We start from the raw sequence: 14,475 nt of genomic DNA on the forward strand, positions 1-14,475 counted from the left end.
CAAGCCTCAACGAAGCTCACTGCGTGCGCAGGCAAGGTCGCGCCCGCTTATGCTCAGGATTCCTGCCCGTCACTGCAGCTGACGTTCATGCCATTGCTCAAGGCTTCCACGCTGGCCTTTGTCCTGGTTGTGGCCCTGACAGGCTGCAAACGCAACGCCGAGGACACCGGCACGCAGGCAAACACCTCACCCCAGACACCTGCGGCTGCCCCTGCTACTCCGGCAACGCCTGCGTTCGACATCAGCGAACTCGGCCCAGCAGCCAGCGCCTGCCAGAACCTCGACGAATTCGTCAACGGCAAATGGGCAAACACCAATCCGATTCCGCCCGATCGCACCAGTTGGGGCGTGGACGAAATCCTGACCGAAAAAAGCATGGCCATTCAGCGCAACATTGTTGAAACGGCCGCACAGCCGGGCAAAGCTGCAAATTCGCTGGAGCAAAAAATCGGAACGCTCTATGCCGCCGGCATGGACGAAGCTGCCATCGAAGCGGCAGGCGCCCAGCCGATCCAGCCACAACTGGACACCATTGCCGCGTTGAAGTCAGGCAAGGATGTCGCCAGTTACATCGTCAGCCGTCATGGCGAAGGCGATGGACAGGTGTTCGGATTCGGTGCGGGCGCAGACTTCCACCATGCCGACATGCAGATCGCGTTTACCCAGGAAGGCGGCCTGGGCCTCCCAACCAAGGACTACTACACCGACGCCGAGCACGCGTCCATCCGCGCCGCCTATCTGGCCTACACCGCCAGGTCGTTCGAACTCACCGGCAGTTCTGCCGACGTGGCCGAGACGCAGGCAAACGATGTGCTGGCACTCGAAACACGTCTGGCTGCCGCGTCGATGGAGCCAGTGGAGGCTCGTGAGCCGAAAAACCAGTATCGCCTGGTCAGTCTCGCCGAGGCGGACAAGCTCACGCCGCACTTTCCGTGGAAAGACTTCTTCGCCACCCAGGGTGTGGAGGTCGGCAAAGGCTTCTCGCTGGCGCAGCCGCGCTTTTTCGCTGCGTTCGATCATGAACTGGCCACTGCGCCGATTGCACAGTGGCAGGCTTACCTTCGCTTCCATGCGATTGATGAGGCAGCTGCGCAGCTCAGCAAGGCATTCGTCGACAATCGCTTTGCCTTCTACGGCAAGACGCTGTCCGGGCAGCCCGAACAACAGCCGCGCTGGAAGCGCGTCCTTCGTGCGGTTAGCGGAGCCATGGGCGAAGGCCTGGGCCAACTGTACGTCGCCAAGGTCTTCACGCCCGACACCAAGCGACGTGCCGCAGAATTGGTGGACAACATCCGCGCCGCACTCAAGACACGGATCGAGCACGTCGACTGGATGAGCGAGCAAACCAAGGCCAAGGCCTTGGCAAAGTGGTGAACCTTCCTGCCCAAAATCGGTTACCGGACACGTGGCGCGACTGGTCCGGGCTGGAAATCGTGCCTGGCGCGTATTACTGCAACCTGCAGGCCGCGGCAAAGTTCAACCATCACTACGACATTGCGCAGATCGGCAAACCCACCGATCGCAAGCGCTGGACAATGACGCCGCAGACGGTCAACGCGTACTACAGCCCCCAGACGAACACCATCAATTTCCCGGCCGCAATCCTGCAGCCGCCATTCTTCGATCCCAACGCGGATGACGCGCTGAACTACGGTGCGATCGGCGCGGTCATCGGCCATGAGGCTTCGCATGGTTTCGACGATCATGGCAGTCAATTCGATGGCGCAGGCAACAATGTCAATTGGTGGACCCCGCAGGATCGCAACGCCTTCGAAGCGCGCACCGATTTGCTGGTCAAGCAATTCGATGCCTATGTGCCGCTGCCGAACCATCCAACCCTGCACGTCAACGGCAAGCTCACCCTGGGCGAAAACATCGCCGATCTGGGCGGCATCAACATTGCCTATGACGCATTGCAAACCGCATTGCGCACGCATCCCGAACGCGCACAGGCGATCGATGGCTACCGCCCGGAACAACGGTTTTTCCTGGGCTTTGCACGGAGCTGGCGCGAGCAGATCCGCGAGCAGCAGCAGTTGGTCTATCTGGCTTCCGACCCCCATTCGCCCTCCAACCTGCGGGCCATCGCCTCTCCCTCCAACATGCCGCAATTCGCCCAGGCGTTCTCCTGCACGGCAGGCGATGCGATGGTGCGCCCGGACAAGGACCGCGTGGTGATCTGGTAAGCGGCTGCAAGCGCTTCCAATCCGATGACACCGTACAGGCCCGCACTCGCGGGCCTGTCGCGTTCATGCAAACGGCCGTTGCCGATGACGAACGGCAGCGGGCGCCTGTCTGCACGGCCCCCGGCCTTGCTAAACTCCGCCGACTTTACTCTGGCCACTCTTCTTCTCGATGCCCACCATTCGCCCGCTTGCCCTCGCTCTCGGCTTCAGCCTGATCTCGCTGCTGTCCGCCCCCGACGCCGACGCCGCTCGCAAGAAGAAGGCCGCCCCCAAGGCCCCGGCCGTGTCGGCCGCCTGCACCGACTTCTACAACGACGCCAATGCCGGCTGGCTCAAGGCCAATCCGGTGCCGCAGGCCGGCGCCGTCACCGCGCTGGGGCAGTTGTCCGAGCGCGCCCTGCAACAGCAGCGCGAATTGCTCGACGCATCGATGAAGACACCGCAAGGCAATGTGCAGAAGCTGCTCGGCGACTTCTGGGCCAGCGGTCTGGACGAAGCTGCCGTCGAAAAGGACGGTTCCAACCCCATCGCCCCCTTGCTGTCGCGCATCGACGCGATCAAGAAGGCCAAGGATGTGCCCGCTTCCATCGCAGCACTGCATCAGGTCGGCATCCCGGTCGGCTTCAACTTCGGCCCGGACGTGGATCTGAAGGCGCTGGACCGCCATATCGGTTATTTCATGCAGGGTGGCATGGGCCTGCCCGACCCGGCGTTCTACACCCGCACCGACGCCGACACCCAGGCGCTGATGGGCCGCTACCGCGCCTACGTCAAGCAGATCCTGGCGCTGACCGGCACCCCGGCCGACAGGCTCGACGCCGACGCCGCCTCCGTGCTGCAGATCGAGACCGCGCTGGCACGCAGCGCGCAGTCAGTGCAGGGCATCAACAACCCGTTCAACAACTACGCCCCGATCGCCACCAAGGAGCTGACCAAGCAGTACAAGAATCTGCGCCTGGCCGACTTCCTGGAAGCACAGGGCGTCAAGGACGACCTGGTGTCGATGGCCGACCCGGCCATGTTCAAGCAGCTCGACAGCATGATCGTCAGCATCAGGCCGGACCAGTGGAAGGCCTATCTGCGCTGGCGCGTGGGCGATGCGATGGCGCCGTACCTGTCCAAGAGCTTCCACGATGCCGAGTACCAGTTCCGCGGCCGTCTGCTGCGTGGCGATGCGCTGCCGCCGCAGCGCTGGCAGCAGGTGCTGGACGCGATCAATATCGCCGCCGGCCCGATGCTCGGCCGCGAATACGTGGCGCGTTACCTGAGCAGCGACACGCGCCGCCAGGCCGAAGCCATCGCCGACCAGGTGCGCGACGCGCAGCTGGCCGCGCTGGAGCGCACCGGCTGGGGCAACGGTGAGGTGATCGCCGAAGCCAAGGCCAAGCTGGCGGCGATGAAGATCGAGGTCGGCGCGCCGCGTCGCGATCTGGATTACACCGTGCAGCCGATGGGCCGCGGCAGTTTCGGCGGCAACATGCTGATCGCCTCGACCTGGCGTCACCGCGAGGAAATGAAGCGCATCGGCAAGGGCAACGCCGACCGTCGTTGGGACGTGCTGCCGCAGCAGCCCGCCGTGGCCTACGACATCGCGCAGAACCGCCTGATCGTCACCGCTGCGGTCCTGCAGGCGCCGGTGCTGAGCGCCAGCAGCACACCGGCCGCGCAGTACGGCGCTTACGGCGCGCTGGTCGCCCACGAAATGACCCGTGCCATCGACGCCAAGGGCTCGCTGGTGGATGCCAAGGGCGAGTTGCGCAGCTGGTGGACGCCGGCCGAGAAGACCAGCTGGACCGTGCTGACCGACAAGGTGGCCAGCCAGTTTGGTGCCTACCCGTACCCGGGCGTGCCCAATGTCAAGGTCAACGGTGCACAGACCGCCGAAGAAAACCTGGCCGACCTGGCCGGTGTCGAACTGGCCTGGCAGGCCTTCAGCAAGGCACAGCCAGCGGCCACCGAGGCCGACAAGCAGGCGTTCTTCACTGCCTGGGCCGGCTTGTGGGCCCAGCAGCTATCGCCGAACGAAGCGGTGCAGCGTGCCAGCGCCGACATCCGCGCGCCCGGCCAGTGGCGCACCAACGGTCTGCTGTCCAACCTGCCGGAATTCGGTGCGGCCTTCAGCTGCAAGGCCGGCCAGCCGATGCAGCGTGTGGACGCGGACCAGATCAAGATCTGGCGCTGATCACCTAGCCGGAGGCAAATAAAAAAGAGCGCGGAATCCGCGCTCTTTTTTTGTGTCCACCGCCTGCGAAATCCCGTAGGAGCGGCCCCGGCCGCGACGGGCGTTACCGGTAAAGCCCATCGCGGCCTGGGCCGCTGCTACGGGTCATGCGGATCATGCGCTGGCGCGCACTTTCAAAGTCGCGCGCAATCCAGCCAACCACCTTGCAGGAGCAATGGCCAATACCGATAAAGCCCCATCGCGGCCGGGGCCGCTCCTGCGGATTCCGGCGCCATGCCGCTTCGCTCAACGCACTACGCGCAGCGGCGGCTTGCGTCCCTTGCGGCCACCCCTGCCACCACCGAACGGCGGCTGGCCACGCCAATAGCGGATCATCAACCAGCCGAACAGCATGCCGCCCAGATGCGCAAAATGCGCCACGCCCGGCTGCCAGCCGGTTGCGCCCAGGAACAATTCGATCGCACCGAACACGATGACGAACGTACGCGCCTTCATCGGGATAGGAGGGAACAGCAGCATCACGCGCTGATTGGGGAATAGCATGCCGTAGGCCAGCAGCAGACCGAACACACCACCGGATGCGCCGACCACCGGCGCACCGCTCTGGGTAAACCAGGCCATCAGCAACTGGCACACACCGGCGCCGGCCACGCTCACCAGGTAATAGGTCAGAAAGCGCTTCTGGCCCCAGGTCTGCTCCAGCGGCGCACCGAACATGAAAAGCGCCAGCATGTTGAAGAACAGATGATTGAAGCCACCATGCAGAAAGGCGTAGGTCAGCAACTGCCATGGCATGAAACTGGCGCCCGGCGAGAACGCATCGAAGCCGTTGGACAGCGGCCACAGCATCAGCCATGACAGGACGCTATCGGATGGCAGCACGCCGGCACCCAGGTCGCCCACCGCCCATTGCAGCAGGAACAAGCCGATGTTGGCGATCAATAATGCTTTGGTGACGGGCGGCAATTGAGGCATGGCGGCATCCTTCGGAATGCTGCCCATGATAATGGCAGGCTTATGAAGGTCCCCACACGGCCGCATCCAACCGCTGCGCGGCCGTGGCACGTCGCACGCGCCCCTGCACCACCGGCACGCCTTCGGCACGCAGGCGCCGGCATTGCTCGTCGTAGGCGGACGAGTCAGGCGCAAAGGCGATCCGGCCATCGCTACGCAGCACACGGTGCCACGGCAGCTGCGGGTCATCGTTGCCGCTGAGCACACGCGCCACCAGCCGCGCACGGCCCGGCAGGCCGGCGCGCTGGGCGACTTCCCCGTAACCGGCGACCTCGCCCGCCGGAATCGCGTGGATCACCTCGAAGATGCGCAGCCGCGCCCGCTCGCCGGACAGTGCCTCCCCCTTGGAGGCGACCCGCCTGGCAGGGCTGGCAGGTGGAAGCGGCATTGAACGGCGAGATGTCGACATCGCGCAAGCATGCCAGCTGACGGGCATGGGTGTGCGCATCAAAGCCTTCCAAGCGAAGGGAAGTGACAAGCCTCGCAAAGGAAAACTACGAGCCCCTCTCCCCCGGGAGAGGGACTTGATTCCGGCTACCGTCTACACCAAATCAATGCATCAACATGATCTCTTCGGACGAGGTGGGATGGATTGCCACCGTCTCGTCGAAGTCGCGCTTGGTGGCACCCATTTTCACCGCTACCGCAAAACCTTGCAGCATCTCGTCGGCGCTTTCGCCCAGCAGGTGCATACCGACCACGCGCTCTTCGTCGCCCACGCAGACCAGCTTGAACAGGCTGCGCTGCGGCGCGTCGGCCAGTGCATGCAGCATTGGACGGAAATTACTGCGGTACACGCACACCGCACCGGGGTAACGCGCACGCGCCTGCTCTTCAGTCAGGCCGACATGGCCGAGCGGCGGATGCGAAAACACCACGCTCGGCACGTTCTCGTAATCCATGCGCGCATCGGGTTGCTTGCCGAACAGCCGATCCATCAACTTGCGCCCTGCCGCGATCGCCACCGGCGTCAGGCCGACCTTGCCCGCCACATCGCCGATCGCGTGGATAGTGGGCACGTTGGTGGTCTGCGCATCGTCCACCAGTACCTCCCCCTTGCCGCCCACCCTCACGCCAACGGCCTCCAACCCCAGGCCTGCAGTATTGCCGCGACGGCCCACGGCGAAGAACACCTTGTCGAACACGTCGTTGCCCTGCTCGCCGGGGTGCACTGGATGGCCATGCACACGCAAGCCGCCGTACGCATCGCGTTCCAGGCCGGTGGTGGTGAACCCGAAGTGCAGGCGTACGCCCAGGTGGCGCAGATTGTCGGCCAGTTGCAGGGTGAGTTCGGCATCGAAGCGCTCCAGCAAGCGCTCGCCCTGCACGTAGAGATGCACACGACTACCCAGGGCCTGCAGCAGGCCGGCGATTTCCACCGCGATGTAACCACCGCCGATGATCGCCACCTGCCTCGGTGCATCGCAGAGATTGAAGAAGTCGTCCGACACTTCGCCGTGTTCGGCGCCGTCCACGTCCGGGCGCACGGGATGCGCGCCGGTTGCAATCACGATGTGCTCGGCAGTCACTGCGATACCATCGCCGCCCATCACCGTATGGCGGTCCTGCAGGACACCGCGTTGCGGGATCAGCACCACGCCGTCTTCGTCGAGGCGGCGCCGATAACTGGCGTGGATGTTGGCGATATAGCCCTGCCGATGCGTGACCAGTTCCTGCCAGGCCAGTGTCGGCCGCGGCACGTCGAAGCCGAGTGCGCTGGCCAGTTCGATCTTGCCGGCTAGATCTGCCGCCAGCCACATGGCCTTTTTCGGCACGCATCCTAGATTGACGCAGGTGCCGCCCAAATCCCCCGGCTCCATGATCGCCACGCGTGCGCCATGCTTGGCAGCGCGAAATCCTGCGGCCAGGCCGCCGGAGCCGCCGCCCAGAACCAGCACGTCGTAGTCGTAACGTGCACTCATGCGTAGCGCTCCGCCCGGTAGGGATGCGGGTCCAGCGCAGGTGCGCGGCCCGTGATCAGGTCGGCCATCAATTGTCCACTTGCAGTACTCATGCTGATTCCGAGCATGCCATGTCCGGCTGCGAGCCAGACGTGAGGACGGCCCGGTAGTGCGCCCAGCACCGGCACGTCGTCCCAGGTCATCGGCCGCCACCCATACCAACGCTCGATCACCGCCGGCCCGCGGGGTGCATGCAGATACTCGGCCGCCGCACGCTCCAGCGCTGCCAGGCGGGCGGGATTGAGCTGCGTGTTGCGACCGGAAAATTCCATCGTGCTGCCGATCCGCAAGCGGTCGCGCCAGGGCACCACGAACACCCAGCGATCCTTCAGCACCACCGGGCGACGCGGCATCAGGGGCGGCGCGCTGTAGGTGATCGAATAGCCCTTGCCGGCCTGCACCGGCAAACGCAGGCCGAGCTGTGCCGCCAGCAACGGCGACCACGGCCCGGTGGCGATCACCACCTCGCGTGCGTGCAGCGTGCCATGTGCGGTCCGCACGCAGACCGCCGAGGGCTCGGCAACCACCGCCTCCACGCGACAGTGCTCATCGAGTTGCGCACCTTGCGCGCGCAATACCCTGGCCAGTTCGGCGGTATAGCGCTCCGGGCGCAGATGCGCGTCGCCAGGAAAGTGGATCGCACCGGCAACACCCTCGCGGAACGCCGGATCCTGCCGCGTGTACTCGGCGCCTTCGATCACCTGCGCCTGGATTCCCCACTGCGCCAGCAGCGCGCATTCGTCGCGGTAGGTCGCAAAGCGGCGCGCATCGCCGAACACATAATCCAGCCCGTCGGTACGGAACTCGCACTCCAATGCATAGCGCGCCACCCAGTCGTCCAGACGCTGGCGCGCATCGTGCAGCAAGGCCGCACGCGCCTGTGCACTGGACTGCCAGTCGCGTGCATTGCACCGCCGCGCAAACCGCAGCAGCCAGTGCCACAGCGCCGGGTCCAGACGCGGCGGGATGTACAGCGGCGCATCCGGCGTCAGCATCCATTTCAGCGCCTGCGCGATCATGCCCGGTGCCGCCAACGGCGGCGCATGGCTGGGCGTGATGGTGCCGCAGTTGCCATGCGAGGTGGCAGCGCCCAACGCGCCGGCATCGACAACACGCACCTGCCGGCCCGCCTCGAGCAACGCCAACGCCGTGGCCAGCCCGATCGCGCCGGCGCCGATCACCACAACGTCCTCGCGCCCGCGAGCCATTGTGCGCTAGTGGCCGCGCGCGTTGCCGCGCCGCATCGGCGGAACCCGCAGATAGGTTGCGCTGCGCCACACCCATTCCACCGGCCCGAAGCGGAACCAATGCAACCACGCCTGGCTTGCCACCACCTGCAGGGCGAACAGCCCCACCGCGAACGGCAGCTGCCACACGCGCGGCAGCTGTTCGAAATAGCCCAGCCCGTAGCCGTAGAAGATCCAGGTGCACAGCAGCGACTGCAACAGATAGTTGCTCAGGGCCATGCGCCCGGCAGGCGCCAGCCAGGCCAGATGCGATGCAAAACGGATCACCCACGCTGCGTAGCCCAGACTCATCAACGGCCCCGCAATCAGCGCCAATGCGAATGCCGAAGACACGCGCATGCCCAGGTCCGCCGGGTCCATCCACGGCGCCAGTGTGTAACTCAGCAGCATCACGCCCAATCCAAGCGGCAGGGCGCCGTAGCGCAACGCGCGGAACAGACGCGGAAAACGGTCGGGCGCGGCGATCGCACCACTGCGCACGAACCAGCCGCCCAGCAGAAACATGCCAAGCATGGCCGGGCCGTTGATGCTGAGCCCGCTCAGTGCCTGGCGCAGGTCGTGCCAGCGCTGCGCGGTGGCCTGCAGATAACTGCCGCTGCCGAATGCGGCACGTTGCGCCTGCACATTGACCACGCTCTGCTGCGCCACATCTGCCATGGCGGCCTTCCACTCCACCGCCGATGCTGGGTCGGTCTGCACCATCGCACCGACGAGACCGGACACCAGGACCAGCGCGGGCGCGCAGGCGTAGACCAGCGCGGCCAGCCAGGGCAATGCCACCGTCGGCGCACCGCGCGCGCCCAGCAGCACAATCGCCAGCAACGCATAGGTCACCAGGATGTCGCCGGACCACAGCAGCAGCGCATGGGCAAGGCCGATCACCAGCAAGCCGGCGGTGCGGCGCAGATACATCGCGTAGAAGCCGCGCCCGGCCTGTTCGGCACGCTGCGCCATCACCGCAAAGCCCATGCCGAACAACAGCGAGAACAAGGTGTAGAACTTGCCCTGCACGAAGATGTAGACCAGCGCATCGGCCATGCGGTCGGCGCCATGCCAGTGCGGCTCCACGCCACTGATGGCAAGATCGAGCGGACCGACGAAGGCTTCGATATTCATCAGCAGGATGCCAAGCAGCGCAAAGCCGCGCAGCACATCCAGTACGGCGATGCGCTCGTGCAAGGCGATGGGTAACAGCAGGTCGCGTGGCGTCATCGCAGCTCAGACATTCGGACACAAGGTGGCGCCGCGCACAATGCAAACGGCCCGCCAGTTGGCGGGCCGTCGGAACCATGGCTGTGACCGGCGACGGTCAACCAGGCATGACGCAGCGGATGGCAAGCACCCGCCACACCGGGACGCCTGCGTGCAACCGTGGTGCAGGCGACACCAGATCAGCTGCCGTCCCACGAGTGGCTGCGCAAGCGGACTGTTCGCGGTGTTTGAGGTTGCTGACAAAACGTAGCGAGCGGTCGGCAGGTGGGTGTGGGCGGCGCACAGGAACCGGCGTGGACACGGCATTGCCGATTCCGCGCATCGGCCGCGCCCGCCGGGCGGCGGCGCAGCCGTCTTGGTCGCCGCTGTTAGTGGTGATGCCCGCCGTCGCCATGGACATGCCCGTGGTCGCGCTCTTCCTGCGAAGCTTCGCGCACTTCGATGATCTCCACGTCGAAGTGCAGGTCCTTGCCGGCCATCGGGTGATTGAGGTCGACATCGACCACGCTCATGCCGACCTTCTGCACGGTGACCGCACGCGGGCCGAAGTTGGTCTGCAGCACCACCTGCGTACCCGGCACCAGCTTGGTGGCACCGAAGTGCTTCTTGGGCACGCGCTGGCTCAGGCCTTGGCGGTATTCGCCGTAGGCCTCGGTGGCCTTGACGTCGACGCCGAAGCTTTCGCCGGCTTCCTTGTCCATCATGGCCGCTTCCAGGCCGGGAATGATGTTGCCATGGCCGATCAGGATCGCCAACGGATCGCGTTCCTTGGAGCTCTCGATCGGCTCCTGGCCGATCTCCGAAACGGTGTAGTGGAAGCGGACGACGCTGTCTTTTTCGATCTTCATGCGTAGCTCTGAATGAGGCTGCCCGGTGGCAGAGGGTGGAGGACGGCTTGTCGGCCGCCGGGTGCGCCGCCATCATGGCGACCTTCCGAACCGCCCATTATCCCGGCTCCATGCATAACACGCCAGTTTTCGCCGTCCGCGCGCACCGCGCGACGGCCTGTTTGCTGCTGGGCCTGCTCCTGCTGGGCGGCTGTTCGACCAAGCCCCCGGTACGCCGCCCGTCCGCCCCGCCACCTGCGGCGCGCGTGTGGCCGCAGGTGCCACCAGCCGACCCGGCCGCCGCCAACAACATCCTGATGCGTGCCCTTGGTCTGGTCGGCACCCCCTACCGGTACGGCGGCAACACGCCCGACACCGGTTTCGACTGCAGCGGATTGGTCACGTATGTCTACAAAGATGTCCTGTCGCTGTCGCTGCCGCGCACTTCGCGCGAACTGGCAGCCATCCAGGGCCCACGGATTTCACCAGAAAAACTGGCGACAGGCGACCTGGTGTTTTTCGGCACGGGCGGTAGCGTGACCCATGTCGGTATTTATGTGGGAGAAGGCCGCTTCGTGCATGCCCCGACTACGGGCGGTACGGTCCGCTTGGATTTTCTCGACGGGGCTTACTGGCGTGACCATTATTCAGGCTCGAAGCGGGTTTTACACTGAAATGTGATGTCAATCACAAGTCATAAAACGGAAAGTTAACTTTTTTTGAACGTAACGATTCGTTCACCAGGGCATCATCCCGCATCGACAGCAGAATTGTGATTCCCGCGTGACGAACGACGAACAGACCAACCCTGGCGCCGCCCCGCTTCCGCTCCGGAAACCGCTCCGCCTGCTTTGCGCTACCGCTCTGTGGATTGCCGCACTGCCCGCTCTGGCGCAAACCGCCAATGGCGCCCCATCCGCTCCGCAGCCGACCACGCCCGACAGCGCCGTCGCCGCCGAGAAAGCCGCTACCCGCAGCCGCGCCGACGCCGCTGCCACCGCTACCCTGGCTGCACTGCTTCCGCACCTGGCTGCCAATGACGCCATTCCGCTGATGGACCGCTCGGCGATGTTCGCCGGCGACCTCAGCCGTCTGCTTGCCAATTACGACGTGTCGCAGAGCGCGGCCAACGCGGCCCAGAACGCCGTAGCCGACAGCCGCGTGCAGGTGATCCTGCAGCGCGCCATGGCTCTGTTGGGCACCCCATACGTCTGGGGCGGCGAATCCACCGAAGGCTTCGACTGCAGCGGCCTGGTGGGGTATGTGTTCAAGACCGCGCTCGGCATCGACCTGCCGCGTGTCTCGCGCGACATCGCCCGCGACGAATCGGCCGAACTGATCAAGGACCCCAATGCGCTGAAGGCTGGCGATCTGGTGTTCTTCGGCAAGCGCGGCCGCATCGATCACGTCGGCCTGGTGGTCGGCGACGGCAAGTTCCTGCATGCGCCAAGCCGCGGCAAGGACGTGCGCGTGGATTCGCTCGCCAGTGGCTACTGGAGCGAGAAGTTCATCCAGGCGCGCCGGGTGCTGTAACGTCCCGGGTAGTCTGCGTCGATGACAAAAGGCCGCGGCATTTCCGCGGCCTTATTTTTATGCGTTGCGCAATGCAGGCATACACGACCGAGCCAGGTCCGGTCAGGAGGCGACCGCCGCGATCAGCGAGCTACCGTTCCTGATTGTCCTGCTTGCGAAGACACAGCCAGGGAAAGTGCGGCTGTCGCCGCCTGAGCAGTCGCCCAAGTCGCGCCGCGGGCCGACGCGGATCGAATAACCAGCGCACCTGGAACGGGTCGAAGATGGCGTAGGTGTGCTGGTGATACTGCTCGGCCAACGCCGGCACGCCCAGCCCGGTGAAATAGCGCAGGCTGCGCGCGGCGCTTTCGGCGGCGCGTTGCCGGTCCGCATACAGGGGGCTGTCGAAAATATGCAGCTCGCCGTCATCGCGTAGTTGGGCCAGCAGGTGACGTACCAAGGCGGCCGGATCGTGGAAGTACTGGATGCAGGCCGGCACCACGATGACATCGAACACATCGCGCGGCAGTGCCACGGTCTGGATATCGGCGGCGACGAAACTGAGGCGTTGCTCGTGGCCGAACACGCGTGCGGCCTGGGCAAGTTCGGTGCGGTTGACGTCGATGCCGCAGACATCGCGTTGCAGCGCCTGTGCCAGCAGGTGCGACAGCCAGCCGTTGCCGCAGCCCAGTTCCAGAATGGCGCCCTCGCCCGCCCGCGTGCGCAGGTGTTGCACCAGCAACGCGCTGGACAGCGCGCGCACCTGCCATTCGAGGCTGGCGCCCAACCTGCCGCCAGGATGCGGCAGGCTGCGGACCTGGGCATCGGTATAGACCCGGCCTTCCTTGCGCCGCACCTGCAGGTAGCGGTCCTCGAACGGATCGGCGGCCAGGCTGCGCTGCACGAACACGCCCTCGACGCTCTCCAGTGCGGTCAATTGCGCCAGGCGCTCGCGCAGCACAGGAAATCCAACCGTCATCGGCCGCGCTCAGCGAAGCGGCTTGGCGCTGTCCGCCGGCGGATCTTCCAACCCGACATTGGTGGACGCGGCATCGTACACCGTCTTGTCCAGCAGGCCGGTTTCCTTGGCCACCAGCACCGGCACCAGCATCTGCCCGGTCACATTGGTCATGGTGCGCATCATGTCGAGCACGCGATCGATGGCATACAGATACCCGATCACTTCCAGCGGCAGGTTGGCCGCGCTCAGCACCACCGTGGCCATGATCACCGCCGTGCCCGGCACGCCGGCGGTGCCGAAGCTGCCCAGCACCGAGGCGATCAGCACCACGAAATACTGGTTGGCGGTCAACGGTACGCCGGTGTATTGCGCGATGAACACTGCGCACAGCGCCGGGAAGATCGCACCGCAGCCATCCATCTTGATGCTGGCGCCCAGCGGCACTGCAAAGGCCGCGTAGTCCTTGCTCACGCCCAGGTTATGGGTGATCGAACGCATCGCCACCGGCATCGCGGCAAAGCTCGACGAACTGACGAAGGCCACCTGCATGCCCGGCGCGGCGCCGCGGAAAAACTTCCACGGGTTCAGCCCGTGCACCAGCAACAGGCTGCTGTAGATCACCACGATGTGGATGGCGCAGGCCAGGTACAGCGCCAGCACGAAACTGCCGAACGGCAGCAGCTTCTGGAAGCCGTAGCTGCCGACCAGGCCGGCGATCAGGCCGAAGGTGCCGAGCGGGGTCATTTCCAGCACAAAGCGCGTCACCTGGATCATGATGTCGCTCATCTGCGCGGTGAGCTTGCGCGCCTCGGCCACGCGCTCGCCGAGCTTGACCATCGCAAAGCCGAGCAAGGCGGCAAAGAAGATCACCGGCAGGATCGAGCCGCGCCCGGCCGCCAGCACGGTTTCGCCGGCCGCATTGGTCTTGGTGCCGATGCCGGTCAGCGCATAGAACGGGTTGGACGGCACCACGTCCAGCAGCACCTTGATCGGGCTGGGCACATCGCGCGGCGTCCAGCTGGCGTCCACGCTCAGATTGAAGTGGCCGGCGCCCGGTTGCAGCAGCGTGCCCACCGCCAGCCCCACGCCAACGGCCAAGGCCGCGGTGATCACGAACCACAGGAAGGTGCGCCCGCCGAGTGCAGCCACCGACTTCTGCCCGTGCAGCGAGGAGATCGCATTGATCACCGCGAAGAACACCAGCGGCACGGCGATCATCTTGATCAGGGTGACGTACAGATCGCCCAGCGGACCGAACCACACTTCGGCGGCCGGCCCCACGGCCCAGCCGGCCAGTGCGCCCAGGACGAAGCCGGCCACCACGCGCTGCCAGAACGGAATGCGCAACCAGGCCGCAACCAGTCTCATGTCGT

Annotated in this window: 11 protein-coding genes, 1 other RNA gene and 1 pseudogene; 4 read left to right on the top strand and 9 right to left on the bottom strand. The window is 65.4% G+C overall.

The window, feature by feature from the left end; all coding sequences use genetic code 11:
• The first annotated feature begins 87 nt into the window (after positions 1 to 87).
• Both XCSCFBP4642_RS24980 and XCSCFBP4642_RS0115585 read left to right on the top strand, forming a co-directional pair.
• Positions 88 to 2,186: pseudogene (locus XCSCFBP4642_RS24980) on the top strand (M13 family metallopeptidase).
• Positions 2,187 to 2,355: 169 nt separating this feature from the next.
• Positions 2,356 to 4,368, top strand: coding sequence for a M13 family metallopeptidase (locus tag XCSCFBP4642_RS0115585; RefSeq protein WP_029220614.1), 2,013 nt, complete (start codon positions 2,356 to 2,358; stop codon positions 4,366 to 4,368).
• Between the two features lie 285 nt (positions 4,369 to 4,653).
• Here the strand turns inward: XCSCFBP4642_RS0115585 and XCSCFBP4642_RS0115590 are convergent, their stop codons facing one another.
• From XCSCFBP4642_RS0115590 to XCSCFBP4642_RS0115615, 7 genes are all read right to left on the bottom strand, one after another.
• Positions 4,654 to 5,343 carry a rhomboid family intramembrane serine protease gene (locus tag XCSCFBP4642_RS0115590; protein WP_029220615.1) on the bottom strand — a complete coding sequence of 230 codons (690 nt, stop codon included), beginning with the start codon at positions 5,341 to 5,343 and terminating at the stop codon, positions 4,654 to 4,656.
• Positions 5,344 to 5,383: 40 nt separating this feature from the next.
• A complete protein-coding gene (locus tag XCSCFBP4642_RS0115595; RefSeq protein ID WP_029220616.1) occupies positions 5,384 to 5,791 on the bottom strand; it encodes an MGMT family protein in 408 nt (135 codons plus the stop codon).
• A 142-nt stretch (positions 5,792 to 5,933) separates the two neighbouring features.
• The gene (gene gorA, locus XCSCFBP4642_RS0115600; protein ID WP_029220617.1) at positions 5,934 to 7,304 is read right to left on the bottom strand and encodes a glutathione-disulfide reductase; all 1,371 of its coding nucleotides are present in this window, start codon (positions 7,302 to 7,304) and stop codon (positions 5,934 to 5,936) included.
• Positions 7,301 to 8,551 (bottom strand): NAD(P)/FAD-dependent oxidoreductase, encoded by a 1,251-nt coding sequence (locus tag XCSCFBP4642_RS0115605; RefSeq protein WP_029220618.1) that lies wholly within the window; start codon positions 8,549 to 8,551, stop codon positions 7,301 to 7,303. The genes gorA and XCSCFBP4642_RS0115605 overlap by 4 nt, the downstream gene beginning before the upstream one ends.
• Positions 8,552 to 8,557: 6 nt before the next feature.
• A complete protein-coding gene (locus tag XCSCFBP4642_RS0115610) occupies positions 8,558 to 9,802 on the bottom strand; it encodes a DUF418 domain-containing protein (protein WP_029220619.1) in 1,245 nt (414 codons plus the stop codon).
• Between the two features lie 234 nt (positions 9,803 to 10,036).
• A non-coding RNA gene (locus XCSCFBP4642_RS27265) (sX9 sRNA) lies at positions 10,037 to 10,108 on the bottom strand.
• Positions 10,109 to 10,170: 62 nt separating this feature from the next.
• Positions 10,171 to 10,650 (bottom strand): FKBP-type peptidyl-prolyl cis-trans isomerase, encoded by a 480-nt coding sequence (locus tag XCSCFBP4642_RS0115615; RefSeq protein ID WP_029220620.1) that lies wholly within the window; start codon positions 10,648 to 10,650, stop codon positions 10,171 to 10,173.
• Positions 10,651 to 10,760: 110 nt separating this feature from the next.
• On the opposite strand from XCSCFBP4642_RS0115615, the gene XCSCFBP4642_RS0115620 reads away from it, so the two are divergent.
• On the top strand, positions 10,761 to 11,303 hold the full coding sequence (locus XCSCFBP4642_RS0115620; protein WP_029220621.1) for a C40 family peptidase: 543 nt from the start codon (positions 10,761 to 10,763) through the stop codon (positions 11,301 to 11,303).
• Between the two features lie 109 nt (positions 11,304 to 11,412).
• Positions 11,413 to 12,162 (top strand): C40 family peptidase, encoded by a 750-nt coding sequence (locus tag XCSCFBP4642_RS0115625; RefSeq protein WP_029220622.1) that lies wholly within the window; start codon positions 11,413 to 11,415, stop codon positions 12,160 to 12,162.
• Positions 12,163 to 12,292: 130 nt separating this feature from the next.
• Here the strand turns inward: XCSCFBP4642_RS0115625 and XCSCFBP4642_RS0115630 are convergent, their stop codons facing one another.
• Positions 12,293 to 13,120: a class I SAM-dependent methyltransferase gene (locus tag XCSCFBP4642_RS0115630; protein ID WP_029220623.1), complete on the bottom strand. Its 828-nt coding sequence runs from the start codon at positions 13,118 to 13,120 to the stop codon at positions 12,293 to 12,295.
• Between the two features lie 9 nt (positions 13,121 to 13,129).
• Positions 13,130 to 14,470, bottom strand: a complete 1,341-nt coding sequence (locus XCSCFBP4642_RS0115635) for a dicarboxylate/amino acid:cation symporter (RefSeq protein ID WP_029220624.1) — start codon at positions 14,468 to 14,470, stop codon at positions 13,130 to 13,132.
• Positions 14,471 to 14,475 lie beyond the last annotated feature (5 nt).

This window comes from Xanthomonas cassavae CFBP 4642, from assembly GCF_000454545.1.
In the GTDB taxonomy this organism is placed as follows: domain Bacteria; phylum Pseudomonadota; class Gammaproteobacteria; order Xanthomonadales; family Xanthomonadaceae; genus Xanthomonas; species Xanthomonas cassavae.

Coding starts and splice junctions, on each gene's coding strand:
- XCSCFBP4642_RS0115585 (WP_029220614.1), top strand. CDS start 2,356: ATGCCCACCATTCGCCCGCTTGCCCTCGCTCTCGGCTTCAGCCTGATC.
- XCSCFBP4642_RS0115590 (WP_029220615.1), bottom strand. CDS start 5,343: ATGCCTCAATTGCCGCCCGTCACCAAAGCATTATTGATCGCCAACATC.
- XCSCFBP4642_RS0115595 (WP_029220616.1), bottom strand. CDS start 5,791: ATGTCGACATCTCGCCGTTCAATGCCGCTTCCACCTGCCAGCCCTGCC.
- gorA (WP_029220617.1), bottom strand. CDS start 7,304: ATGAGTGCACGTTACGACTACGACGTGCTGGTTCTGGGCGGCGGCTCC.
- XCSCFBP4642_RS0115605 (WP_029220618.1), bottom strand. CDS start 8,551: ATGGCTCGCGGGCGCGAGGACGTTGTGGTGATCGGCGCCGGCGCGATC.
- XCSCFBP4642_RS0115610 (WP_029220619.1), bottom strand. CDS start 9,802: ATGACGCCACGCGACCTGCTGTTACCCATCGCCTTGCACGAGCGCATC.
- XCSCFBP4642_RS0115615 (WP_029220620.1), bottom strand. CDS start 10,650: ATGAAGATCGAAAAAGACAGCGTCGTCCGCTTCCACTACACCGTTTCG.
- XCSCFBP4642_RS0115620 (WP_029220621.1), top strand. CDS start 10,761: ATGCATAACACGCCAGTTTTCGCCGTCCGCGCGCACCGCGCGACGGCC.
- XCSCFBP4642_RS0115630 (WP_029220623.1), bottom strand. CDS start 13,120: ATGACGGTTGGATTTCCTGTGCTGCGCGAGCGCCTGGCGCAATTGACC.
- XCSCFBP4642_RS0115635 (WP_029220624.1), bottom strand. CDS start 14,470: ATGAGACTGGTTGCGGCCTGGTTGCGCATTCCGTTCTGGCAGCGCGTG.